Source organism: Mucilaginibacter litoreus, assembly GCF_042676805.1.
Lineage (GTDB): Bacteria > Bacteroidota > Bacteroidia > Sphingobacteriales > Sphingobacteriaceae > Mucilaginibacter > Mucilaginibacter litoreus.
Window position 1 is genome coordinate 38,392 of sequence record NZ_JBHTHZ010000004.1, and the last position, 23,581, is coordinate 61,972.

Below are 23,581 nucleotides of genomic sequence, written 5' to 3' on the forward strand. Positions count from 1 at the left end.
GTTGATGAGTTTTTAATTACATTCAAAAATGCACTAAAACCACCTCCAGGAATAGAATAATTAGGTAAACAGATGCAAAATGTCGGTAAAACTATTCTTTAAAGGAATAAACGGCGGTGAATTCCATATTATTCACCTTCAACATTTATACCGATCTGTTTGAGCAGCAGTGAAGCATTGAATGTTTTGCACTCACCGTGCTTAAGCTTGTAATCAAATAGCATTTCGCCGTTTTGTACCTGTATATCAAAATAGTAATTGCGTACATAACCGGGATACTTATCTTCCAGCCGGGCAATTTGCAAATCGTGCGTGGCTACCATGCCTACGCCTTTTTTAGCTATCAACTGCTCAATAACGGCTTTGCTACCCAAATATTTATCCATAGAGTTAGTACCGCGCAACATTTCGTCTATTAAAAAGAAAACCCGTTGTTCATGCTCCACAGCCGCAAGCAACATCTGCAGCCTGTCAAGTTCGGCTTTAAAGGTAGATGTGCTTTCATTCAGCGAATCTTTGATACGCATATAGCTCACTATTGTCACCACCGAAACCTTCATAACCGATGCGCAAACCGGCGCACCACTTAAAGCAAGCACCGTGTTTATGCCTATGGTACGCAAAAAAGTACTCTTACCCGCCATGTTAGATCCGGTGATGATATCTACCTTAAAAGCATCGTTCAGTTCGTAGTCATTATCTACCCTGTTATTCCGGATAAGCGGGTGAGCTACATTTTTAGCCATTATGGTATAGCCATTTGTATCCGCAATCTCCGGGAAAGTCCAATCCGGGTAATTGATAGCCGGTACAGCAATGCTTATCAGCGCTTCAAATTGAGCAATTACATCAAACGCATCTTCAAAATTACCGCTGTTGTTACGTTTCCAGTCTTCAATGGCGATGATCTGCCTGATATCCCACAAAAAAAATAAATTAAGGATGATGCCCACGATAACATTCAGGTGGTAGTTAAGCTTACTAATCAGCCCAGAAAGTTCCTTGATTTTGGCCGAGGTTTGATTCTTTTTTAGCGTTTGTGCAAGATATTTACTGTATTTTCCTGACCACTCTTCTTGTTCTATTTTCGCAAAAACACCAGCATAATTGCCTAACATGCTACCTATTTTATCAGCAATCATATCAGCCTTTTTGATGTAAGCCGCACGTGATGTTACGAGCCCCATGTTAAGCAAGCCAATAACAATCGCAGCTATTTTAAAGACAGGTAAAAAATATGCGGCAATAATTGCGGCAGTTAACAGCAACGGGGCAACTTTAGCATACTTTACAAGCCAGGCTTCGCCGGATAGGTTTAAAGGTGTATGCAGGTATTTAAACAGGTTACTTAGGTGGTTAACATCACCGTCATTACTAAAAAGCAGTAATGCCTGCAGCTCTTTTTTCCACTCTTTTTTTGACGCTATCTCTTTAACAGCTTCCTGCCTTTGCAATATAATTGATTGATCTGCAGGTGCACTAAGCCATCCCGCAAGTTCATCATTACCGGCAGAAGTAGCAGCACGGTTTATCAGGTTAAATAATGAAGCATTGCCAAAAATATCCAGATCAGAGCTGTAAAAATGTTTTTCGTTATAATATCGTTGCCCGTTATTATAAAGGTTGATATTGCTTTGCAGGCTGTTGATCTCATTCAGGTTGATGCGCTCCAAATCCAGGTAGTAATCGCGCCTGCGCTCATATTGGCCTTGTTGGGATACCAGCCAGGCGAACACTCCAAGTAATACCACAGCGCTTACGGCCAAAACGGTAAAATCGTCCTGTTGAATAGTGAAATAAACGGCCAGTACCATCGCACCAAATACAGCCAGCCTAAGTAACGAACAATTATTAGCAAGTTTTTTAAATTCCTCGGCTTGTTGCTTTGCCTTTGCCGCAGCTTGGGTATAGTTATCAATTATGGTTTGTTGCACAGATATTATAGGTATTTTTACAGCTTCAATGTTACAACAATAAGATAACATTTTAACTTAAATAGTTACAGCAGCGTATGAAGATAACGTTTATTACCGTTGGCAAAACCGAAGATGCATATCTTAAAGAAGGCATTGAAAAGTACGTAAAACGGCTTAAACACTATACCAAACTGGAACTTGCAGATTTGCCTGAACTAAAAAATACCAAGGCCCTTACTGAGGACCAGCAAAAAGCCAGGGAAGCCGAACTTATACTTAAAAAAATAACATCACAGGATTATGTAATACTGCTTGATGAAGGCGGCACCGAGTATACATCGGTAAAGTTTGCCAATTACATTAATAAGCGATCGGTTTTGTCATCGGCCAATATGGTGTTTGTTGTAGGTGGCCCTTATGGTTTTCATGAGTCGGTTTACCAGCGTGCTAATGATAAGCTATCGCTGAGCCGTATGACATTTTCTCACCAGATGGTGCGCTTATTTTTTGTCGAGCAATTATACAGGGCTTATACTATTATTAAAGGAGAGCCGTATCATCATGAATAGGTGTGGAGATATTGAAATTTAGACATGATTGAATATTCTTGAATGCTGTAAATTCACATTCAGACAAATTATCTGCACATTTGCGTATCTGCACAACTGCACATCAATACAATATGCACAGTCACGACCACCCACACTCCGGCCATCACCACGATCATACACCAAAGCTTGACCATCTGAACGCTGCCTTTATATGGGGTATAGTGCTTAACTCTGCTTTTGTGATCATTGAGGTGATAGCAGGTTTAATAAGCGGCTCGCTGGCTTTACTTACCGATGCTGGGCATAACCTGAGCGATGTGGCATCGTTAGCATTAGCCTTGCTGGCCTTTAAACTGGCAAAGGCTAAATCAAACAAAAATTATACGTACGGCTATAAACGGTCTACCATCATTGTTTCCTTTTTTAATGCGGTGATACTGGTAGTGGCCGTAGGCTTTATTATTTATGAAGCTATTATGCGCTTTATACACCCTGAACCTATTGCCGGCGGCACTATTGCGTGGGTAGCTTTTGCAGGAATTGCAGTAAATAGTTTTACAGCATGGCTTTTTGTAAAAGATAAGGATACCGATCTCAACGTAAAAGGCGCCTACCTGCACATGGCAGTTGATGCCATTGTATCTTTAGGTGTTGTTATATCGGGTCTGTTGATTTACTTTACCGGCCTTGCCTGGATAGATAGCGTAGTGAGCATCATTATAGGCATTGTTATCCTGACGGGCACCTGGAACCTGCTTAAAGACAGCCTGCGCCTGGAAATGGATGGCGTACCCAAGGAGATGGACCTTAAAGAAATCAAAGCCGAATTGCTTAAAGCTGATGGCGTAGTAGATGTACATCACATGCATGTATGGGCTTTAAGCACAACCGAAAACGCGCTTACCGCCCACCTGGTTATCAGCCCGAAGCATATAAACATGTTTGACGACATTAAACATGACCTTCGACACAGGCTGGAGCACCTGTCCATCAGCCACAGCACTTTTGAGCCGGAGTTTAGCAATAAGAAATGTAAGCAACCAAATTGTTAGTCAACTTTAACCTTTATATCCATGAGCACTACTAACCGACGTAAATTTATAGCCACTGCTGCTACCGTTGCTGCTGGTACTGCTGTAGCATCTGCAATGCCAATAACCAATACCATGAGTAAATATCCTGTTGTACACCATGTATTCTTCTGGCTTAAAAATCCCGGTTCGGTTGATGACCGCAATAAGATCATAGCCGGATTAAAAACTCTGCGCAAGATCGAAACCATCAAAGAACTGCGTATTGGCGTAGTAGCCAGTACCGAAAAGCGCGACGTAGTTGATAACAGCTGGGGCGTATCGGAGCTGATGTTTTTTGAAGATTTGGCTGGCCAGGCCACTTACCAAAGCCACCCGATTCACCAGGAATTCATTAAAAACTGCAGTCACCTTTGGGAAAAGGTAATAGTTTATGATGCAATAGACGTGTAATCATGTTCACGAACACACAGGTGAACATAGTGAACATGCATAATATGCTGGTAATCAGTCCTATGATAAAATTGGTGGCACAGCACTGTCAGTCGCAACTATTCAGCTGAATTATTATTGAAGAGCGTTGGGCCGACGAAAAACCGGGGCCGATGGGCTGGTCGTGCAGAGGCAGGATTTTTTCGTCTTGAGTTATTCGCTACGCTCATGAACGCTTCGCTTAGTCTTGCTTCCTTTTGTATCAAGACAAAAGAAGTAGCCCCCGCGGCAATGAGCATACTAACGTTAAATCAAAGCACAAACGTTTAAAAGTTCTTCGTGAGGAATGGGTGTGCTTTTATATCGGCAGTGGATGTTACTTTTCTTTGGCCGTCAAAGAAAAGTAACCAAAAGAAAACTCTGCGGCTGCGCCAGCTTGCTTTGAAAGGCAGTGCTGTTGCAGTGCCTTTACTATCCGCAATCTGCCAATGCCGCATTGAGGAACGGTGGCGTTGGGTTCGTCAAACTCAGGCATTACTATCATTGACATAAAATTCCTGTAAGCATCGAATTTATCCACGAGCGTTGGGCCGACGAAAAACCGGGGCCGATGGGCTGGGTTGTGCGGAGGTAGAATTTTTCGTCTTGAATTATTCGCTACGCTCATGAGAACGCTTCGCTTAGTCTTGCTTCCTTTTGTATCAAGACAAAAGAAGTAGCCCCGCGGCAATGAGCGGACTAACGTTAATCAAAGCATTAACGATAATAGTCGTTCTCCGTTAGGAATGAGTGTGCTGTATGATAGTTAGTGGATGTTCATTTCTTTTTTTCCGCAAAAAAGAAACGAACCAAAGAAAAAACTCTGCGGCCGCGCCAGCTTGCTTTGTAAGTTAGTGCTGTTGCAGTGCCTGTGCTACCCGCAATTTGACAATGGCGCATTTAGCCCTCAACAGAACTTGAGCCCGTTGTACTCTGGTATATAACTTATCTTTTATATCTTAGCCTATCAAACCTTCACAATGAAATATTTTATTGTATTAATTTTCACTTTGCTTAGTACGCAATTATTCGCCCAAATCAACAAAAATATTTATAATACATGGGTGAATGCCAAAGTTACCTTTAGCGATGGCAGCCCACTTCCAGATGAACATCCGCTTAAATATACTTATATCAAATATCAATTCAGCAAGCCGGACAGGATGCATATTGCAACCGTGTATTTTGAAAAAGGTGTTGAAAACCTCTTTGAAATTAAATCAGATAAACTTTTAATAAAATCTCCTGAAGGCGGATTAATGAACAGCTATCGTATTACATCAATCAAAGACACCCTTGTACTGTTACAAAATGCATTCGAGGCAAATGATTCGTCATCCCTGAAGTTTTACTTCGTACCAGAATCAGTATACCAGCAAAATCTTACATTGAAACCGAGTGATATATTTTCAATAAAAGGTAAGGATACAATTTACCAGCAAAGCGCAAAAATATACGCCTCCTATAAGGGAGAAAGTTTCCGTCAGTATATTTATGATGGCATCAGTGAGAAAGTTAAAATGGACGGACGTGCGGGCCATTTTTTAGCAACTTTTGTAGTAGACAAAAGCGGTTTGGCAGATAGTGTTAAAATACTGAAAGGAATCGACAACTTGTTTGATGAAAGATTTATTAAAGTATTTTCCAAATCAAAAAAAAGTTGGAAACCTGCAACGCTTGCCGGCAAGCCCGTTTCCGTGCGCATGTCAGTCGAACTTAGATATTCAACTTCCGCAACTGTGATACCAGCTTATTTTGCCAGTCAAAAAGCAAATGAAGCCTATTTGAGTAAAGATTATGAACTTGCCATATATTACTACGACCAGGCTTTACAAAATACACCAACTGATAAAGAAAACCTTTTTAAGCGGGGCATGTGCAAGCTGCTTCTTGGTAACATACCAGCAGCGCGAGAAGACTGGTTAAACTCCAAACAATCCGGAGAAAATCCTGCAGCCGATGCCATGCTTGAGAAATATCCAGAGCAAACAAACACATTCAATTTCCAGCGCCCCTCTCTTTCTCAAGTCAAAATGCTCGAAAAAGCAAAAGGAAGCGATTTTAAAGCCTTCAACTTTCCGATTGTGCTTGCGAAGGGCTACGTTGAAGGTATAGAAGGGTATAACCTTGCAAATCCAGCAATTTATCGCCAAGATCAGGGAATATTACACATGGAAACAGACTACTTTTATTCAATTCCCGACAGTACAATCAGGCTTATTGAGTATTCATGGCAAGGTAAGAGCTCGGACGTAGTATCATTAAAGAAACTTTTTGAAGACAACAAGCAAATAGTAGATGCTGATTTAACATTAAAAACTGATCAGCAAAATACAGGTGAAGGTTGGGCAGGCCGTACATGTACCTGGGAAAATGAATTTGTTTATTGCAAGCAGTTCCTAATCACAGGCGATGGTACTTATCGGCTTAGGCTGTTAATCAGTTGGAAATAAATATACTGCTTTTCAATATCATCGTTTGTATCATTCATGTAAAACATAAAGCCCCTGCAGCTTATCGCTGCAGGGGCTTTAATATTATCAAACAAAAAGTTTATGCTTTTTTAGCAGCGGCTTTCTTTGTTTTTGCTTTGGGGGCCTCTTCTGTAGCTTGGGCAGCAACGGGTTCTGCAGTTGCAGCTTCCTCTGTTGCGGGCGCTTCTTCAGTAGCAGGTGCAGCAGCCGGGTCGGCTTCCTCAAATAACGGCATATCTTTCAATATCAAAAACCAGCTGATGATCTTTTTAATATCAGATGAGTAAACCTTTTCTTCGTCATGATCAGGCGCTACTTCGTAGAAAAACTCACGCAGTTTCTTCTCATCCTCTTTGGTAGCAGGCACCGATGCCGACTTCATGTTCTCAAATATATCGGTAAGCTTAATATCGTTTTCCAATCCAAAAACAGTTATTTCACTCAACGCGGCCAGTTTGGCGGTAGAAAGGTTAGCTACTAATTTTGCTTTTTTATAATCGAGGCTTTCCAGCACATAACCGGTTTTATTTTGTGCCAATGCTTTCCATAATCCCGGCTTGCCCGATACGGCTACTATTCCCTGTAAATTCATATTGTGGTTAATGGTTGATTAAGTTGATTGGGTGAATGGTTCTTTTTTAACAACTACTCACCTAATCAACCACTCACTAATTACTATTCTTCTATAATTTCTATTCCTAAAATTTTATCACCCTGGCGTATATCGTCAACAACGTCAACATTTTCAACCACTTTACCAAATACGGTGTGATGGCGGTCTAAATGCGCGGTATTATCGCGGCTGTGGCAGATAAAAAATTGTGAACTCCCGGTGTTGCGGCCTGCATGCGCCATAGAAAGCACACCACGATCATGATATTGGTTATCGCCGGTCAGTTCACAGTCGATGCGTTTGCCAGAGCCACCTGCACCGGTACCGGTTGGGTCGCCGCCCTGTATAACAAAGTTAGGTATAACACGGTGAAAGGTAACGTTATCGTAAAAACCCGACTTAGCCAAGCCTAAAAAGTTAGCTACAGTATTTGGCGCATCCTTGTCAAAAAATTGAACGGTCATGTCGCCTTTTTCGGTTTTAATTATTGCTTTGCTCATGGTTTTAAATTTAAACAGGTGGCAAAGGTAAGTATTTGAGCGGAAAGGTAAAAGGTGAAAGGTAAAAGGTATAAAGTAATGCCAATGCTTGTCATGAGCTACAAACTGTGCCAGCAGCAGTTATAAAATTGCGTTTTTAATATTTAAAAATTTAATAAGGTCAGTTTTAAACAGGTTTTTATTGAAGTCAACAATATTGATACTATCAAGGTATTCTAATGAATTTATAAGCTTAAGAAACAGATTTTTGATAAATTCAGATTTGGTAAAATGTATAACTTGTACATAGTCGAGTTTAATGTCATATGTTAAACAATTTATTAATTCATAAGGTCTACCATCTTGAATGATTATTTCTTTTTTGCGGTACTTAGGCTTCCGTTCTTTAAAAAAAAAGTCAAATTTAGGGTTTACGCAAACAACCCCTACATAAAGCGTTTCCAAGCCTTGTCCATAACTTTTATCTTCTAAAAATTCTGATATCTTTATTGATGTGCTATTAATGAGATCATCCAATCCATTCTCAACTATCTCTTTAGTTACTTCTAACGTCAAAGCAAAATTCATAGTTTATAGATATAATACTATAAGTGAAAATACTAATCACCAATATAACATAATAATACCATTACCAATTAATCGTTACATTTGATAACGCCCAATGCTTAATATAATAAAATATCTTTTTCCTCCCAAAAGCTTTCTGCTTTTAGCTTTCTGCTTCCTGCCCCTTTTACTAAAGGCCTCCTCTCTCCTTATTCCTATGGATGATGAGCAGAAGGACCATCTTAAATCGTACGGTATTGCTTTCTGGACGTTGAAGAATGGTCAAACCGTCGACTGGCTGCTTAACTATCGCGGTGGCAGCTTTATGATGCAGTATGATAAACGGGTGGAAGACGAATGCAAAGTACGCGGTGTAAGCTACGAGGTTATTGCTGATGCAAAAGCCAACGAGATATTGAACGAGGTAAGCGATCCGTCTGTAAATATGGACATGGTAAAGCTGGAGAAAGCACCTAAAATGGCCGTTTATTCACCAAAAAACAAGCTTCCCTGGGATGATGCCGTAACCCTTGTTTTAAAATATGCCGAGATACCTTATGACGTGGTTTATGATGAAGAAGTGATACGCGGCGACCTGCCCAAGTACGATTGGCTGCACATGCACCACGAGGATTTTACCGGGCAGTTCAGTAAGTTTTACAGCGCTTACCGTTTTGCGCAATGGTATAATGACGATGTAAAAACACAACAGGCTATGGCGGCTAAATCGGGGTTCAACAAAGTATCGCAAATGAAACTGGCAGTAGCGCAGCGCATCCGCGATTTTTGCGCCGGCGGAGGCTTTCTGTTTGCCATGTGCAGCGGTACCGATACCTTTGATATTGCCCTGGCTGCCGCCAATACCGATATTTGCGAAGCCATGTTTGATGGCGACCCTGCCGACCCTAACGCACAGCAAAAGCTTGATTTTTCACAAACATTCGCCTTCCAAAATTTCACTATAGACCAAAATCCCTTATCGCACCAGTTTGCCGATATCGACGTTACCCCCACCCGGCAGGTAGAACGTACACGTGATTTTTTTACCCTGTTTGATTTTTCGGCCAAGTGGGATGTGGTGCCCAGCATGCTAACGCAGGACCATGATAAGGTTATCAAAGGTTTTATGGGCCTTACCACCGCTTATAAAAAAGACAAACTAAAACCCGGCGTTACCATTATGGGCGAAATGAAAGCCAATGGCGAGGCCCGCTACATACATGGCGAATACGGCAAAGGCCAGTGGACCTTTTACGGCGGCCACGACCCTGAAGATTATCAGCACGCCGTAGGCGACCCGCCAACCGACCTGAAACTTCACCCCAACTCACCGGGTTATCGCCTTATTTTAAACAATGTGTTGTTCCCGGCGGCTAAAAAGAAAAAGCAAAAAACCTGATGCCCGCACATTGAGGCTTTATTACCTATCTTTACCGCTTTATGCAATACCTGCGCTGGCTTTTGTTACCCTTTTCGCTTGTTTACAGCTTTGTAGTTGTTATACGCAACTGGCTGTATGATACGGGCCTGTTCAAAAGCCACGAATTTGATTTGCCTGTTATTTGTGTAGGTAACCTTGATATTGGCGGCGCCGGCAAAAGCCCCATGACAGAATACCTGATCCGCCTGCTTAAGCAGGATGTAAGGCTGGCTACGCTTAGTCGCGGTTACGGGCGCCAAACCCAAGGTTTTGTATTGGCAGATGCATCAAGCAATGCAGACCAGATTGGCGACGAGCCTGCGCAGTTTAAGCATAATTTTCCTGATATTACCGTTGCCGTTTGCGAAGACCGGGTAAAGGGCATTAATCAGCTGAAACAACAACATGATGTAATAATTTTAGATGATGCCTTTCAGCATCGTGCGGTTAAACCGGGGTTCAGCATACTATTGTTTGATTATAACCGGCTGCAACAGCCCCAGGTTGTACTGCCTGCCGGCAACCTGCGCGAACCTTTCAGCGGCCGCTGGCGCTCGGATGTAATAGTGGTTACCAAATGCCCGGCAGATATTGTGGAAGCCGATATGACACGCTGCTACAATAAGCTTACGCCTTTAAGTACCCAGCCATTGTTTTTTTGCAGTATAGCCTATCAGCCGTTGCAGGATCTGCAGGGAAATATGGTAAACTATTTCATCGATGCTGATACCACTGTGTTTTTATTGACAGGCATTGCCAACTCCCGGCCGCTGGTTGATGAACTGAAACGATCAACTCAAAACATTATACATCACAGTTATCCCGACCATCATCAGTATACCTTAAAAAATATCAGTAAACTTGCTACGGAATTTGAGTCCTGTATATCGCAAAAAAAAATAATTGTTACAACAGAAAAAGATGCGCAGCGTTTAGGGGTACACAGCCTGCGAAATGTAATACAGCAACTGCCAGTTTGGGTATTGCCAATAGGAGTTAAGTTTTTAAACAACGCGGCAGGTTTTGATCAATTAATAAAAAATTATGTTAGAGAGCATCTACCTCACCACTGAATACATTAAAAAAAGGATCGGCGATTTTGAGCCGGAGGCAGGCATTATATTGGGCACGGGGCTTGGCGGCCTGGTGAACGAGATTGAAGTTGAAAAACAGCTGATGTACTCCAATATTCCCAATTTTCCTATTTCAACGCTTGAGTTCCACTCCGGCAAATTGATATTTGGTATACTGGGCGGTAAAAAAGTGGTGGCCATGCAGGGCCGTTTGCATTATTATGAGGGATATAGCATGCAGCAGATTACCTTCCCGGTAAGAGTAATGAAAATGCTGGGCATAAAAACATTGTTTGTATCTAACGCCAGCGGCTCTTTAAATCCCGATTATAAAAAGGGTGAACTGATGGTGATTGAGGATCACATCAACCTGCAGCCCATGAACCCGCTTACCGGCCGCAACGACAGCGACCTGGGCCCGCGTTTTCCGGATATGAGCGAACCTTATAAACGCCATTTAATAAATAAAGCGCTTGATATTGCCAAGGCAAACAATATTTTATGCCATAAAGGAGTTTATGTTGCGGTTACAGGCCCAAACCTGGAAACACGCGCCGAATATAAATATCTGCGTATTATTGGCGGCGATGCCGTGGGCATGAGTACCGTGCCCGAGGTGATTGTTGCCAACCACATGGGGCTGCCCGTATTTGCTATTTCAGTTTTAACAGACGAGGGTTTCCCAGAAGATCTGAAACCCGTTTCTGTGGAAGAAATTATTGAAGTTGCAAGCCAGGCCGAACCAAAACTAACATTGATATTAAAAGAACTTATTGCGGGGCTTTAATGGCAGATAAGCTAAAATACATCCTGGTTCTGTTCATCTGCATTGCAGCTCAGGGCGCGTTTGCCCAAATCAGTAATCCGCGGTTCCCGGGGCAAAACCCTACGTCAGACGAGCCTGTTTACAGCCGCGATACCACCAAATACCGCAGGCAATCCAACGCATCTGATAATCTCGACTCGCTACGTAAGCGCGAGGAGAATAAAAAGGATTCGATAGTAGTTACTTCTAAATACATAAAGGTAACCAGCGAACGCCTGCTGGCTGATAGTACACAACTTTTTCCGCTGGATACAGGCTTGGTGAACTTTGAGAACTACAGTCCGCTGAACCAGCCGCGTAACCCTAAGATCAGCTTAGGTTATCCTGGTGTGGCCGCGCGCGACCTGCTGTTCAACCCCCGTAAAACTATTGGCTTTGACGAGGGGCTGCATGCGCTGGATGCATATATGATCAACCCGCAGGACCTTAATTACTTCAATGCCCGGGCACCTTATACTCTTCTCTCGCTTTATAGCACCTTTGGCGGAACAAAGGAGCAGCTTTTTAAAACGCTGCACACTCAAAATATCAAGCCAAACTGGAATATCGGCTTTATACTTAATTTTAATGGTTCAAGAGGTTATTACAGCACCAGTAACATCATCAGCCAGAACGTAAGCGACTTTAACGCCGGTATCTTCAGCTGGTACCATAGCAAAAATAACCGTTACAACCTCCTGGCTAATTTATTGGTCAATAACCTTAAAGCGCCCGAAACGGGTTCCATTTTAAAAGACACTATTTTTAACAGCCCCAATTCGTCATTTGATAAAACCGGCGAAGCGGTAAAGTTGCCCAGTAGCTATACCAACTGGAAAAACACCGGCTTATATGTTAAACAGTTTTATTATATCGGGCATATAGATAGTTTGAACCAGGGCAAAACAGGCACTAAAAATGTGCTGCCTACCCAACGTTTAAGCTATACTTTTTATGCCAATCAGCGCAAGTTTAACTACCTGCAAAACGGACTTGACACTTACGGGGCTTTCCCGGATTACTATTACAGTGCCGGCCGCTCGCGCGATTCGCTTAATGTATTTCACCTGCAGAACGATTTTTCGTACAGCTTTTACCTGCGCGGCAAATCAACAACAAGGTCTAAAAACGAGCTAAAACTGGATGTTGGCCTTACACAGGATTATTACAACATGAGCCAGTATGTGGCCGATACCATAATTAATAATGTGGGCCGTAAAGATATGAAGCAGGTTAGGGTGCAAAAGGAATCGTTCCAGAATATTACCCTTAAGGGCAGGTTAGGCTACCGTTTCAGCGACAGGATCAACCTGGACCTGAACGTTAACCAGATAGCGCAGGGCCGTAATTTTGGCGATTTCCTGTATGATGCCAAACTGACGCTTGCAGGCAATAAAAAAACAGGCCGCATTGTGCTTGGCGCTTACCAGCAAAGCAGCTCGCCGGGATTGGTATATACCAACTGGATATCCAACCACTGGATATTTAACAACGATTTTGATAATCAAAAGATCACTAACCTATCTTTCAACTATGTAAACGACGCCCTTGAACTTGATTTAAAGGCCGAGTATTTCCTGGTGAGTGATTATCTGTATTTTGCGTCGCAGCCCGGGGGTATTGACGCTACGCCTATGCAGTATGGCTCATCTATAAACATGCTGAAGCTTAGCCTGGGCAAAAACCTGCACTGGCATAAACTTAATTTTGATAATTACATAGTTTATCAAAAAACGGACAATGCCAATATCCTGCGCACACCGGAGCTTTACACTTTCAGCAGCTTGTATTATAAAGCGCAACTGTTTACGCTTACCTCGCAGTTTGGTATAAACGTACGGTATAATACCCGCTATGTGGCGCCGTCTTATGCACTGGGCATAGGGCAGTTTTATAACGGTGCTGATGTTACCTTTACCTCGTACCCTATTGCAAGTGTATTTTTCAAAGCAACGCTTGAGCGTACCAATATATTCCTGCAATATGATTACGCCAATCAGGGGCTATTCAGCAATGGCTACTACACTGTAAACCGTTACCCGCAGATGGACAGGTTCCTGAAGTTTGGCGTTGCCTGGACATTCTATCAATAGTCTGTGATTAATTTAATTCGTTAAGCAATCCTCTTACATCCAGTTGCCGGGTGAACATGGTTAAATTGCCTTGTGCATCTAAGGGCCATTTGTCGCGCGGGCGGTCCCAGTATAATTCAACGCCATTGCCATCCGGATCATCTAAGTATATTGCTTCAGATACACCATGGTCTGAGGCGCCGGTAAGCGGATATGGCTTATCTATCAGCCGTTGCAATATGGCAGCCAGATCTTTCCTTTCCGGATATAATATAGCCGTATGAAATAAACCCGGTGCGTACTGCGGCGCAGGTGGCGCGCCTTTGCTTTGCCAGGTGTTCAAACCGATATGATGATGGTACCCTCCTGCCGAAATAAAAGCGGCCTGATCGCCATACATGGTTATCAACTCAAAACCCAGCAGGTCGCAATAAAACGCCATAGACCGTTGCAGATCGCTCACTTTTAAATGCACATGACCTATACGCGTTTGAGCAGGTATTTTATAATCACTCATTCTTAATCCTTTTTTAATAAGTAAAGATACCAAGTACAGTGATGATATGTATCAGCAGCAAGTAAATAAATGTTTAAACATCGAATTAGGGTTTATCGTGTTAATTATAAAAGCCCTACCTTTGCAAGATGATCATCAAATCTGCCGACTTTATTTGCAGCAACACACAAATATCAAAGCTACCACCGCCGTTAAAGCCCGAATACGCCTTTATAGGCCGGTCAAACGTAGGTAAATCGTCGCTGATCAATATGCTTACGCAGAAAAAGGGACTGGCTAAAACCTCGCAAACGCCAGGTAAAACACAGCTTATTAACCACTTCCTTGTAAATGAAAACTGGTATATTGTTGATTTACCTGGTTACGGTTATGCCCGAATATCAAAAAGCAAAAAGGAAGACTGGAACAAGTTTATCCGCACTTATTTGGATAAACGGGAAAGCCTGCAATGTGTAATGGTTTTGATAGATAGCCGCCTGGAGCCGCAGAAGATAGATCTGGAATTTTGCAACTGGCTTGGCGAAAAGGGACTACCATTTGTTACCGTTTTTACAAAGGCAGATAAACAAAGCAGCATCAAAACAGATCAGAACATTGCTAAATTCCGCAAGGCGCTGCTTGCCTCGTTCGAAGAAGCACCGCAGCATTTCATTACATCATCAGAAAACCTGCTTGGCCGCGATGAGGTTTTAAACTTTATCGACAACATTAACCAAAGCTTTGAGCCGCCGGTATTTAATGAAGAAAGGTATAAATGATTGTTTGTTGGCTGTTAGTTATTTAGCATTCAAAAGCCGATATTTGTTGTTCTAAACAAGATGAAAAAATACTTTTCCCTCGTTACTTTTTCGCACACCATATTTGCCATGCCATTTGCCTTTATAGGCTTTTTTCTGGCAGTTACCACTACCAATCATCGGTTCGAGTGGCAAAAGCTGGTGATGATGTTGTTGTGCATGGTTTTCGCACGCAACTCGGCAATGGCATTTAACCGTTACCTCGACAGGAATATTGATGCCAAAAACCCACGTACCAAACAGCGCGACATACCTGCAGGGCGCATTTCGCCTGCTGCAGCTTTAACCTTTACACTATCAAACTGCGCACTGTTTATATTAACTACCTGGTTTATCAATCCACTATGTTTTTACCTGTCGCCGGTGGCCTTGCTGGTGGTTTTAGGCTACAGCGCAACCAAACGTTTTACAGCGCTTTGCCACATGGTGCTGGGACTGGGCTTATCGCTCGCGCCCATAGGTGCATACCTGGTTGTTACCGGCGCTTTCGCGCTGACACCTGTATTTTTCTCATTATCGGTACTATGCTGGGTAAGCGGATTCGATATTATTTATGCCCTGCAGGATGAGGACTTTGACCGCAGCGAAAAACTTCATTCAATACCGGCATGGTTAGGCAAGGTGAATGCGCTGCGCTTATCAACCGTGTTGCACGTTTTTTCTGCGGTATTTATAATAATGCCGGTTGTGTATACTAATGTCGGCCTTTTGTATTACATAGGCATTGTATTTTTCTGCGCGATGCTCATCTACCAACACCTGCTGGTAAAACCAAACGATTTAAGCCGGGTTAACCTGGCCTTCATGACCACCAATGGTATTGCCAGCGTGGTTTTTGCCGCCTTCTTTTTGTTAGACAGGGTATGGATGCGTTAAGTCCGGCACAGTTAAATCAGTTCAGGAAGCACATGGCTGCTTTTATTGAATTTGATGATGCCGAGTGGGCCATCTGCATTCAATACCTGAATGTTTGGCAACTAAAAAAGAAAGAACATTTTATTGAAGCAGGTGAAGTGTGTAAAACACTTGGATTTGTGCTATCCGGCTCGGTAAGGTATTACCACCTTATAGACGGTAACGACATCACTAATTATTTCAGCTTTGAGAACGACTATGTAAGTTCGTATAAAAGCTTCCTGACAGGCGAACCATCAATTAATTACATACAGGCGCTCGAACCTACAACCATTATAACAGTAAGTAAGAAAGACTGGGAAGCAATGCTGAGTAACCCGATATTAGCTTATAAGATCGAACGTTTTGGGCGACTACTGGCCGAGTACTACCTGATCTGTTACGAGGACAGGGTTACCTCGTTCATCACCCAAAGCCCTGAAGAACGTTATCTTAAACTAATGGAAACCGGCCGCGATATTCTGCGGCGTATCCCCCAGCATTATGTAGCTAACTTTTTGGGCATAACACCTGTTTCGCTGTCGCGAATACGGAGAAGGATATTGGTATAGCTAACTCACTCGGTCATAGCTCCCGCTCGACCACCCTCTCTCCCGCGAGCAGAAAAGAGAGTCTAAAACTTTTTCTCCTTTCCTTCCACCCTCTTTGCGCAGCAGAGAGGGTCGACCAGCGTCAGCGTTGTCGGGGTGAGTAAAATAGCCCGCATGCCAAAAAAACATTTTAAAGTCCTCTCTCATGGAGAGGATTTAGAAGAGGCAGTATCCGGGTTAAGTAATAAGCCACATAAAACCTCCATTCACCATTCACTACTCCTCCATTCACTATCGAATTTCCTTATCTTAAGATAACGTTTTGATTAATAAACATTACGGAGATTTGTACCATACTTAATAAAGGAACAACATGCATACCATATTAGGAGCCGGCGGGCCGGTAGCAAACGCCCTTACGCAAGAGCTTTTAAAAAACAATAAAACTATCCGCCTTGTTAGCCGTCGGCCTGTAGATATTAAGGGCGATAACCTCACCTGGCAAAAAGCAGACCTGCTGGATTATGCCGGTTTACAGGCTGCAGTTAAAGGGGCAACCATTATCTATTTGTGCGCGGGTTTGGTGTATGACGCTAAGATCTGGCGCGAGCAATGGCCCGTCATTATGCGCAATGTGATCAACGTTACAAAAGAAAACAACGCAAGGTTGATCTTCTTCGATAATATTTACATGTACGGGCTTGTAAACGGCCCAATCACTGAAGAGACACCTTATAAGCCAAACAGCGAGAAGGGAAAGGTACGTGCCGAAATTGCCAATATGCTGATGGCCGAAGTTAAGGCCGGCAGCATACAGGCTACTATTGCCCGTGCACCCGATTTTTATGGCACCAGCAGCACCAATGCCTTTTTAGATATGATGGTTTTGGCAAAGTTTGCCAAAAAGCAAAGCGCGCAATGGATGGGCGACCCTGAAAAGTTGCACAACTTTATTTATATACCTGATGCCGGCAAGGCCATGTATCTGCTCGGTCACTCGCCGGAAAGTGACAACCAGGTATGGCACCTGCCAACCGCACCCGCTATGCCTGGTAAGCAATTCATAGAACTGGCTGCAAAAATTTACGGTGTTAAGCCTAAATATATGCGGGTGCGCAAGTTTATGCTGAGGCTGATGGGGTTATTTGTAAAAGTTATTGCAGGCGCAGTAGAAATGTATTATCAAAACGATAATGACTATAATTTTAACAGCGACAAATTCAATAAGGCATTCAACTTTAAACCGACGAGTTATGAAGACGGCATCAGAGAAGTAGCCCGTACAATTTACAAGCCGGAATAACCGACTCACCCGGTCATCGCTTCCGCTCGACCACCCTCTCTCCCGCAAGCGGAAAGAGGGCTAAAACTTTTTCTTCTTCCCTTCCCACCCTCTTTGCGCAGCAGATAGGGTCGACTGGCGAAGCGTAGTCGGGGTTGAGTCAAATAGCCCACATTCAAAAGATGGAGCATTTTAAAGTCCTCTCCGTTGGAGAGGATTTAGGAGAGGCTATTATGCGTAGTCGCGTGAGCAGTAATCCGCAAGCCGACTCACCCGGTCATCGCTTCCGCTCGACCACCCTCTCTCCCGCAAGCGGAAAGAGGGCTAAAACTTTTTCTTCTTCCCTTCCCACCCTCTTTGCGCAGCAGAGAGGGTCGACCAGCGAAGCGAAGTCGGGGTGAGTAAAAGCCGCAAGCAAAAAGAGAGGATTTAGGAGAGGCATTATCCACTTAATTAAAAATTCATCAAACTGTCTTTTCTACCTACCCCTCTTCACAACTTACCAACTAATATGCATATTTGCACATAAGCACATCTGCATATTACTAACCATGATACATAAAAAAACAAGAACCTATATACCTGCCGATCTTGAAATCAAATGGGAATACTTGGAACCCATTTATAAAGAACTGCTTGATCGCCAAATAAACTCAGTAGAAGATCTGGAGCAATGGCTTAAAGATGCCAGCGAACTACAGGCTGCATTGGAAGAAGATTTTGCCTGGCGCTATATCCGCATGACCTGCGATACCGCAAGCGAAGAGCTGCTGCAAAGCTTTCAGTATTTTGCTACCGAAATTGAACCAAAAACAGCGCCGTATAATAACGAGCTAAACAAAAAACTGGTTGCAAGCGAATTTGTTGATCAACTTAGCGAAGAAAAGTACTACATCATGCTCCGCAGCGTACGCAAGCAACTGGAACTTTTCCGCGAGGAAAATATACCGCTTCAAACCGAGATACAGGTTGAGCAGCAAAAATATCAGTCGATAACCGGCTCTATGTCTGTCCATATTGGCGATAAGGAATACACGCTTGAGCAGGCCTCTGTCTTTTTAAAAGATGTTGACCGCGGTAAACGCCAGGAGGTTTGGGAAAAGATAACTGCCCGCCGCCTGCAGGATAAACAAGTGCTGGATACCTTATTTGATCACCTGCGCGCCCTGCGCCATAAGGTGGCTGTGAATGCCGGTTTTGAAAACTTTCGCGATTATATGTTCCAGGCGCTTGGCCGTTTTGATTACACCCCGCAGGACTGTTATGCCTTTCATGCAGCCATTGAAACTGAGGTAGTACCAATCTTACAAGAATTCGCTGAAAAACGCCGTGAAGCCCTGGGCGTTGAAGCGCTTAAACCTTGGGATATGGATGTCGACCCGCTTGGCAGGCCTGCACTTAAACCTTTTAACAACGGTACCGAACTGATAGAAAAATCTATACAGTGCTTCAGCAACATTAACCGTTACCTGGGCGAGCGCCTGGAGATCATGAAAGATAATAACCTGTTTGATGTAGAGAGCCGCAAAGGCAAGGCGCCGGGGGGCTACAATTATCCGCTATCAGAAACAGGCGCGCCTTTCATCTTCATGAATTCTGCCAATACCTTTCGCGACCTGACCACTATGGTGCATGAAGGCGGCCACGCGGTACATACTTTCCTGACTGCCGACCTGGAACTGAATGATTTTAAACATTGCCCAAGCGAAGTTGCCGAACTGGCTTCCATGTCGATGGAGTTAATTTCCATGGATAACTGGAACGTTTATTTTGATAACGAGGAAGACCTGAAGCGTGCCAAACGCGATCAGTTGTACGATGTATTGAAAACTCTGCCATGGGTAGCGGTTATAGATCAGTTTCAGCACTGGATATACACTAACCCGGATCATACCGATGCCGACCGTACCGAGGCCTGGTTGAAAATTTATGAACCATTTGGCGCAGGCTTTGCCGATTGGAGCGAACACCAGGAAGCAGAGCAAAACCTGTGGCAAAAACAGCTGCATATATTTGAAGTGCCGTTTTACTACATTGAATACGGTATGGCGCAGCTTGGAGCAATAGCCGTTTGGAAGAATTACAAAGAAAACCCTGAAAAGGGGCTTCAGCAATACCTGGATGCCCTGAAATTAGGATATACAAAAACCATTAAGGAGATATATGAAACAGCCGGTATTAAATTTGATTTCAGCGCCGAGTATGTAAAAGAGCTGGCCGAATTTGTAAAAGCCGAACTTGATAAGATTTAAAGCACCGACCCTCTCCATTTTGGAGAGGGTTTTTTAATTATGAACCAGTTTATCAACTTCTTCTGGAGCATTATATGCTTTGCACCGGTGGTTACTTATTGGGTAAAGCAGTTTGATACTGGCTGGTTTATGGCCTCACTTGCTTTAAGTGCTGCTTTTCTTTTTATCCCCTCAAAAACTTTACAGTTAAGCAACCGCCCTAAATTTTATGAAAGTATAGGTATTAAATTCATTCGCAGGTTTGTACAAAACGGCGAATATGCCAATCGCTCAGCCCGAATCAAGAATCCGCATTATAAACTCATCAAAAACCGCACTCATGCTGTAAGCTATAAACAAACCATCGCCATGTATGAACGCTTTCATGTGCTGTGTTTTAGTTTTTTCATAATCACAACACTCCTGGCCATAGTAAATCACAGGCAGGGTTTAGCTGCTATTATAATTATTGCAAATATTATTTATAACATTTGCCCGCTATTGCTCCAGCAATATAACAAGGCAAGGATTTTAAAAATCAATAAATCAATAATTTAGATTGTTATTTATTATAATATTTAATAGATGTTAAAACTTATACGTATTTTACAGGTTAATGCATCTATGAAAAAGTTAATTGTATTTATCGGTCTTATGCTGCTTGTTGCAGCGGGCTTTGCACAGGTTTCGCTGAAACCGGTCAAAATTGATAGTCTGATAACTATCTCCCTGCCCGAAAAATTTGAGAAAAAAGATACCCTTGGCCAGTCCATATATAACGCTAACGGCGCTTATGGTTTTATGACCATTATAAGAGCTCCGAATGCAAATCAGGAACCTTTAAAAAAAGAGAATGACCTTAACAAGGTACTAAAAGATTATGTTAAGGGTATAAAAGGCCAAAGCAACGGCGATGTTATGAACCTGCGCGACACTACAGTAGGGCATTTAAAAGCCAAAACCTTTACGCTTGAGGTAGATGAAGGTGCTGGAGTACAATCGCGTAATTTCATTATTATTTATACTCAGGATGTTACTTATACCATAGAGTATTATTTTGAAGCTTTGAGGAAAGAGCTTGCAGCAGGAGAATACAAGGCATTTGCTGCTTCACTTAAAGTTTCGCCGGAACTTAACCGTACAGATCAGTACCTGAGCAACGCTAAAGGAATGTCTGCACCGGTAAAAATTGCTATTTATGCAGGTATCGCGATAGTAATTATTGGCCTTATTATTCTTTTTCGCCGCAAAAAACGCGAAGATTAATTAACATGCTTTTTACTGAGCAGCCCGCGGTTCCAACCCGGGCTGTTTATAAACTTTTTCTGGTCGATATAGGTGATCCATATAAAAGTTATCAGGATACCGATAACCGATCCGGCCAATACATCTTCAAAAAAGTGCTGGCTCAGATACATCCGCGAGTAGCCCACCATTAATGCCAGGAACAGGAAAAAGCTACTCCAGGCTTTATTCTTTACCAGATATGTAGCTACTACCCCAGCAGAAAAAGCGGTGACCGTATGCCCGGATGGGAAACTGTGCAGGGCAAGTATATATAATCCTTTTACAAAGTGTATCTTATCCAGTTGATCTTTAAAGTATAACCGGGGCCTTGGCATATCAAAACCTCGCTTAAGCACCTGCGCTATCAGCGATGACAAAGCATAACTGGTAATCAGCAAAAAAGACGCGCGAAAGTTAACCAGTAATAACAATGCCGATATGATGGCAATGGTTATCCCATCGCCTATGTAGGTGATATAAGGTTCTGTTAAATCAAGAAAATCTGTATAGAAACTGTTTACGGCAAAATAAATTTCAGACCGGGTGTAAAGCAGCTTGATTATTATGCAGGCTAATAAAATTATAAGGTAAGGAATCAGAAAGTATTTGGTTTTCTTAAAAACGTCTTTAGCGCCTGCATTCATCGGTACAAAGTAATGCATATACTTCTTCAATGCAAAAAAATGGTTATGTTTGAGTTTAAAACTGACCAAGCTACATGTCGAAAAGCATATTTCGCAAAAAATCTGTATCCAAGATACTGTCCGACGTCGCCAGCGGATTTAGCGACAGTGAGCACCCCGGCTCAACATCGCAACTTCAAAAAGCACTTAATGTAAAAGACCTCACCCTCATGGGCATTGCCGCCGTAGTAGGCGCAGGTATATTTTCTACCATCGGCGAGGCTTCTTTTAACGGAGGCCCGGGCGTTACTTTACTGTTCGTTTTAACAGCTATTACATGTGGTTTTTCAGCCATGTGCTACGCGGAGTTTGCATCGCGCATACCTGTGGCGGGCAGTGCTTACACCTATGCTTACGCCTCTTTTGGCGAACTGATCGCCTGGATAATCGGATGGGACCTGTTGATGGAATATGCAATTGGTAACATCGCCGTAGCCATATCATGGAGCGAATACTTTGTAAACCTGCTGGAAGGCTTTAAGATACATTTACCCGCTTGGGTAACCCTCGATTACTTTTCGGCATTTACCGCGCACGAAAAAATACAGGAACTTACCGCAAGCGGCCATACCGCCGACATTACCGACCGTATGCGCCTTGCTGCCGAGGCATGGGCAACCGCCCCCGGCTCAGGCAGTTTTAAGTTTATTGCAAATATACCTGCCCTGCTCATTGTTATTATCATCACTTACCTGGTTTATGTAGGCATTCGCGAAACCAAAAAGGCTACTAACGCAATGGTATACCTTAAAATAGGTGTGGTGCTGGCTGTTATCCTGATCGGCTTTTTCTATATAACACCTGCCAACTGGCACCCTTTTTTACCAAACGGTTTCGGCGGTGTAATGAAGGGCGTATCTGGCGTGTTCTTCGCTTATATCGGGTTCGATGCTATATCAACCACAGCTGAAGAATGCCAGAACCCTCAGCGCGACCTGCCGAAGGGTATGATCTATTCACTGATCATTTGTACCGTTCTGTATATTTTGATCGCCTTGGTACTGACAGGTATGGTAAACTATAAAGATTTGCAGGTGGGTGACCCGCTGGCGTACGTTTTTGCTAAGGTTGGCCTTAACAATATCAGTTATGTAATATCTGTAAGCGCTGTTGTGGCAACAGCCAGTGTACTGTTGATATTCCAGTTAGGACAGCCACGTATATGGATGAGCATGAGCCGCGATGGTTTGCTGCCAAAAGCTTTCTCGCGCATACACCCTAAGTTTCATACCCCATCATTTGCTACTGTTGTTACAGGCTTTGTGGTAGCCATACCGGCGCTGTTCCTTAACCTTACCGAGGTGACAAATCTGACCAGTATTGGCACATTGTTCGCCTTTGTTTTGGTTTGTGGCGGGGTACTGCTATTACCCCGGGAAGAAGCTGTAAGGGGCCGCTTCCGCTTACCTTATATCAACTCGCAGTTTATCGTGCCAATACTTTTTATTGCAGGTATAGTGATCTTTTGGGGTAAAGTTATGAACCTGATAAGCGGCGAAAACGTTCATGAACGCTTCCCATATTTCCTGTTTATCATACTATCAGCCACCCTTACCGTGTTATCATTTGTTAAAAAACTTTCCCTGATACCCGTTTTAGGCCTTTTAAGCTGCTTCTACCTGATGGCAGAGTTAGAGTATCAAAGCTGGATCCGCTTTCTTGCCTGGCTTATAATAGGCCTGGTGATTTATTTCACCTACGGGTATAAAAACAGTGTATTAGGCAAACAGACATCATAAAGTGTACTTGATTTATTATAAAGAGAAGCTGTCTCAAAAGGGCAGCTTCTTTTAGTTTCAGGTGTATTTTTTGTAACTTAAAGGCATGGGAGGCAAGGTAGTCTTTAAGGAATATGATCCTGACCAGT

23 protein-coding genes are annotated in these 23,581 nt (G+C 43.0%); 16 read left to right on the forward strand and 7 right to left on the reverse strand.

The features are described 5' to 3' along the window. Nucleotides 1-128: 128 nt before the first annotated feature. Nucleotides 129-1,934 carry a MutS-related protein gene (locus ACFQZX_RS08050; RefSeq protein WP_377113563.1) on the reverse strand — a complete coding sequence of 602 codons (1,806 nt, stop codon included), beginning with the start codon at nucleotides 1,932-1,934 and terminating at the stop codon, nucleotides 129-131. 77 nt (nucleotides 1,935-2,011) lie between these two features. Here ACFQZX_RS08050 and rlmH point away from each other — a divergent pair, with 77 nt between their 5' ends. From rlmH to ACFQZX_RS08065, 3 genes are all read left to right on the forward strand, one after another. After that, nucleotides 2,012-2,485, forward strand: coding sequence for a 23S rRNA (pseudouridine(1915)-N(3))-methyltransferase RlmH (rlmH, locus tag ACFQZX_RS08055; protein ID WP_377113566.1), 474 nt, complete (start codon nucleotides 2,012-2,014; stop codon nucleotides 2,483-2,485). A 113-nt stretch (nucleotides 2,486-2,598) separates the two neighbouring features. Then, the gene (locus tag ACFQZX_RS08060; RefSeq protein WP_377113569.1) at nucleotides 2,599-3,519 is read left to right on the forward strand and encodes a cation diffusion facilitator family transporter; all 921 of its coding nucleotides are present in this window, start codon (nucleotides 2,599-2,601) and stop codon (nucleotides 3,517-3,519) included. 21 nt (nucleotides 3,520-3,540) lie between these two features. Further along, nucleotides 3,541-3,951, forward strand: a complete 411-nt coding sequence (locus ACFQZX_RS08065) for a Dabb family protein (protein ID WP_377113572.1) — start codon at nucleotides 3,541-3,543, stop codon at nucleotides 3,949-3,951. A gap of 355 nt (nucleotides 3,952-4,306) precedes the next feature. On the opposite strand, the gene ACFQZX_RS08070 is transcribed toward ACFQZX_RS08065, so the two are convergent. Next, a complete protein-coding gene (locus ACFQZX_RS08070; RefSeq protein WP_377113574.1) occupies nucleotides 4,307-4,480 on the reverse strand; it encodes a hypothetical protein in 174 nt (57 codons plus the stop codon). 469 nt (nucleotides 4,481-4,949) lie between these two features. Between ACFQZX_RS08070 and ACFQZX_RS08075 the strand changes: the two genes are divergently transcribed. Next, nucleotides 4,950-6,422: an energy transducer TonB gene (locus ACFQZX_RS08075; RefSeq protein WP_377113576.1), complete on the forward strand. Its 1,473-nt coding sequence runs from the start codon at nucleotides 4,950-4,952 to the stop codon at nucleotides 6,420-6,422. Between the two features lie 100 nt (nucleotides 6,423-6,522). On the opposite strand, the gene ACFQZX_RS08080 is transcribed toward ACFQZX_RS08075, so the two are convergent. The 3 genes from ACFQZX_RS08080 to ACFQZX_RS08090 form a co-directional block, all read right to left on the reverse strand. Further along, complete coding sequence (locus ACFQZX_RS08080) at nucleotides 6,523-7,035, reverse strand: DUF5606 family protein (RefSeq protein ID WP_377113579.1); 513 nt, start codon at nucleotides 7,033-7,035, stop codon at nucleotides 6,523-6,525. 83 nt (nucleotides 7,036-7,118) lie between these two features. Then, nucleotides 7,119-7,556 (reverse strand): peptidylprolyl isomerase, encoded by a 438-nt coding sequence (locus ACFQZX_RS08085; RefSeq protein WP_377113582.1) that lies wholly within the window; start codon nucleotides 7,554-7,556, stop codon nucleotides 7,119-7,121. A 120-nt stretch (nucleotides 7,557-7,676) separates the two neighbouring features. Beyond that, nucleotides 7,677-8,123: a hypothetical protein gene (locus ACFQZX_RS08090; RefSeq protein ID WP_377113585.1), complete on the reverse strand. Its 447-nt coding sequence runs from the start codon at nucleotides 8,121-8,123 to the stop codon at nucleotides 7,677-7,679. A 196-nt stretch (nucleotides 8,124-8,319) separates the two neighbouring features. Here ACFQZX_RS08090 and ACFQZX_RS08095 point away from each other — a divergent pair, with 196 nt between their 5' ends. The 4 genes from ACFQZX_RS08095 to ACFQZX_RS08110 are packed head-to-tail and all read left to right on the forward strand — an operon-like array spanning nucleotide 8,320 to nucleotide 13,493. Then, a complete protein-coding gene (locus tag ACFQZX_RS08095; protein ID WP_377113588.1) occupies nucleotides 8,320-9,501 on the forward strand; it encodes an asparagine synthetase B in 1,182 nt (393 codons plus the stop codon). Between the two features lie 41 nt (nucleotides 9,502-9,542). After that, entirely contained in the window at nucleotides 9,543-10,595 is a 1,053-nt protein-coding gene (lpxK, locus tag ACFQZX_RS08100; protein ID WP_377113591.1) for a tetraacyldisaccharide 4'-kinase, read from the forward strand. Next, nucleotides 10,567-11,382, forward strand: coding sequence for a purine-nucleoside phosphorylase (locus tag ACFQZX_RS08105; protein ID WP_377113593.1), 816 nt, complete (start codon nucleotides 10,567-10,569; stop codon nucleotides 11,380-11,382). Before lpxK ends, ACFQZX_RS08105 begins: the two co-directional genes overlap by 29 nt. Then, nucleotides 11,382-13,493, forward strand: a complete 2,112-nt coding sequence (locus tag ACFQZX_RS08110; protein WP_377113596.1) for a putative porin — start codon at nucleotides 11,382-11,384, stop codon at nucleotides 13,491-13,493. The genes ACFQZX_RS08105 and ACFQZX_RS08110 overlap by 1 nt, the downstream gene beginning before the upstream one ends. Before the next feature lie 7 nt (nucleotides 13,494-13,500). On the opposite strand, the gene ACFQZX_RS08115 is transcribed toward ACFQZX_RS08110, so the two are convergent. Further along, a complete protein-coding gene (locus ACFQZX_RS08115; RefSeq protein WP_377113599.1) occupies nucleotides 13,501-13,989 on the reverse strand; it encodes a VOC family protein in 489 nt (162 codons plus the stop codon). 128 nt (nucleotides 13,990-14,117) lie between these two features. Here ACFQZX_RS08115 and yihA point away from each other — a divergent pair, with 128 nt between their 5' ends. From yihA to ACFQZX_RS08150, 7 genes are all read left to right on the forward strand, one after another. Further along, complete coding sequence (gene yihA, locus ACFQZX_RS08120) at nucleotides 14,118-14,747, forward strand: ribosome biogenesis GTP-binding protein YihA/YsxC (protein WP_377113602.1); 630 nt, start codon at nucleotides 14,118-14,120, stop codon at nucleotides 14,745-14,747. 60 nt (nucleotides 14,748-14,807) lie between these two features. Then, nucleotides 14,808-15,662, forward strand: coding sequence for a UbiA-like polyprenyltransferase (locus ACFQZX_RS08125; RefSeq protein ID WP_377113605.1), 855 nt, complete (start codon nucleotides 14,808-14,810; stop codon nucleotides 15,660-15,662). Beyond that, entirely contained in the window at nucleotides 15,650-16,252 is a 603-nt protein-coding gene (locus ACFQZX_RS08130; RefSeq protein ID WP_377113608.1) for a Crp/Fnr family transcriptional regulator, read from the forward strand. Before ACFQZX_RS08125 ends, ACFQZX_RS08130 begins: the two co-directional genes overlap by 13 nt. 352 nt (nucleotides 16,253-16,604) lie before the next feature. After that, entirely contained in the window at nucleotides 16,605-17,534 is a 930-nt protein-coding gene (locus ACFQZX_RS08135; protein WP_377113612.1) for an NAD-dependent epimerase/dehydratase family protein, read from the forward strand. A gap of 530 nt (nucleotides 17,535-18,064) precedes the next feature. Then, on the forward strand, nucleotides 18,065-19,765 hold the full coding sequence (locus ACFQZX_RS08140; protein ID WP_377113614.1) for a M3 family oligoendopeptidase: 1,701 nt from the start codon (nucleotides 18,065-18,067) through the stop codon (nucleotides 19,763-19,765). 39 nt (nucleotides 19,766-19,804) lie between these two features. Then, entirely contained in the window at nucleotides 19,805-20,302 is a 498-nt protein-coding gene (locus tag ACFQZX_RS08145) for a glycosyl-4,4'-diaponeurosporenoate acyltransferase CrtO family protein (protein WP_377113617.1), read from the forward strand. Between the two features lie 66 nt (nucleotides 20,303-20,368). After that, nucleotides 20,369-21,010, forward strand: coding sequence for a hypothetical protein (locus ACFQZX_RS08150; RefSeq protein ID WP_377113620.1), 642 nt, complete (start codon nucleotides 20,369-20,371; stop codon nucleotides 21,008-21,010). On the opposite strand, the gene ACFQZX_RS08155 is transcribed toward ACFQZX_RS08150, so the two are convergent. Further along, complete coding sequence (locus ACFQZX_RS08155) at nucleotides 21,007-21,705, reverse strand: phosphatase PAP2 family protein (protein WP_377113623.1); 699 nt, start codon at nucleotides 21,703-21,705, stop codon at nucleotides 21,007-21,009. The two genes, ACFQZX_RS08150 and ACFQZX_RS08155, sit on opposite strands and share 4 nt — an antisense overlap. Nucleotides 21,706-21,749: 44 nt before the next feature. Here ACFQZX_RS08155 and ACFQZX_RS08160 point away from each other — a divergent pair, with 44 nt between their 5' ends. Beyond that, the gene (locus ACFQZX_RS08160) at nucleotides 21,750-23,453 is read left to right on the forward strand and encodes an amino acid permease (RefSeq protein ID WP_377113625.1); all 1,704 of its coding nucleotides are present in this window, start codon (nucleotides 21,750-21,752) and stop codon (nucleotides 23,451-23,453) included. Nucleotides 23,454-23,581: the final 128 nt, after the last annotated feature.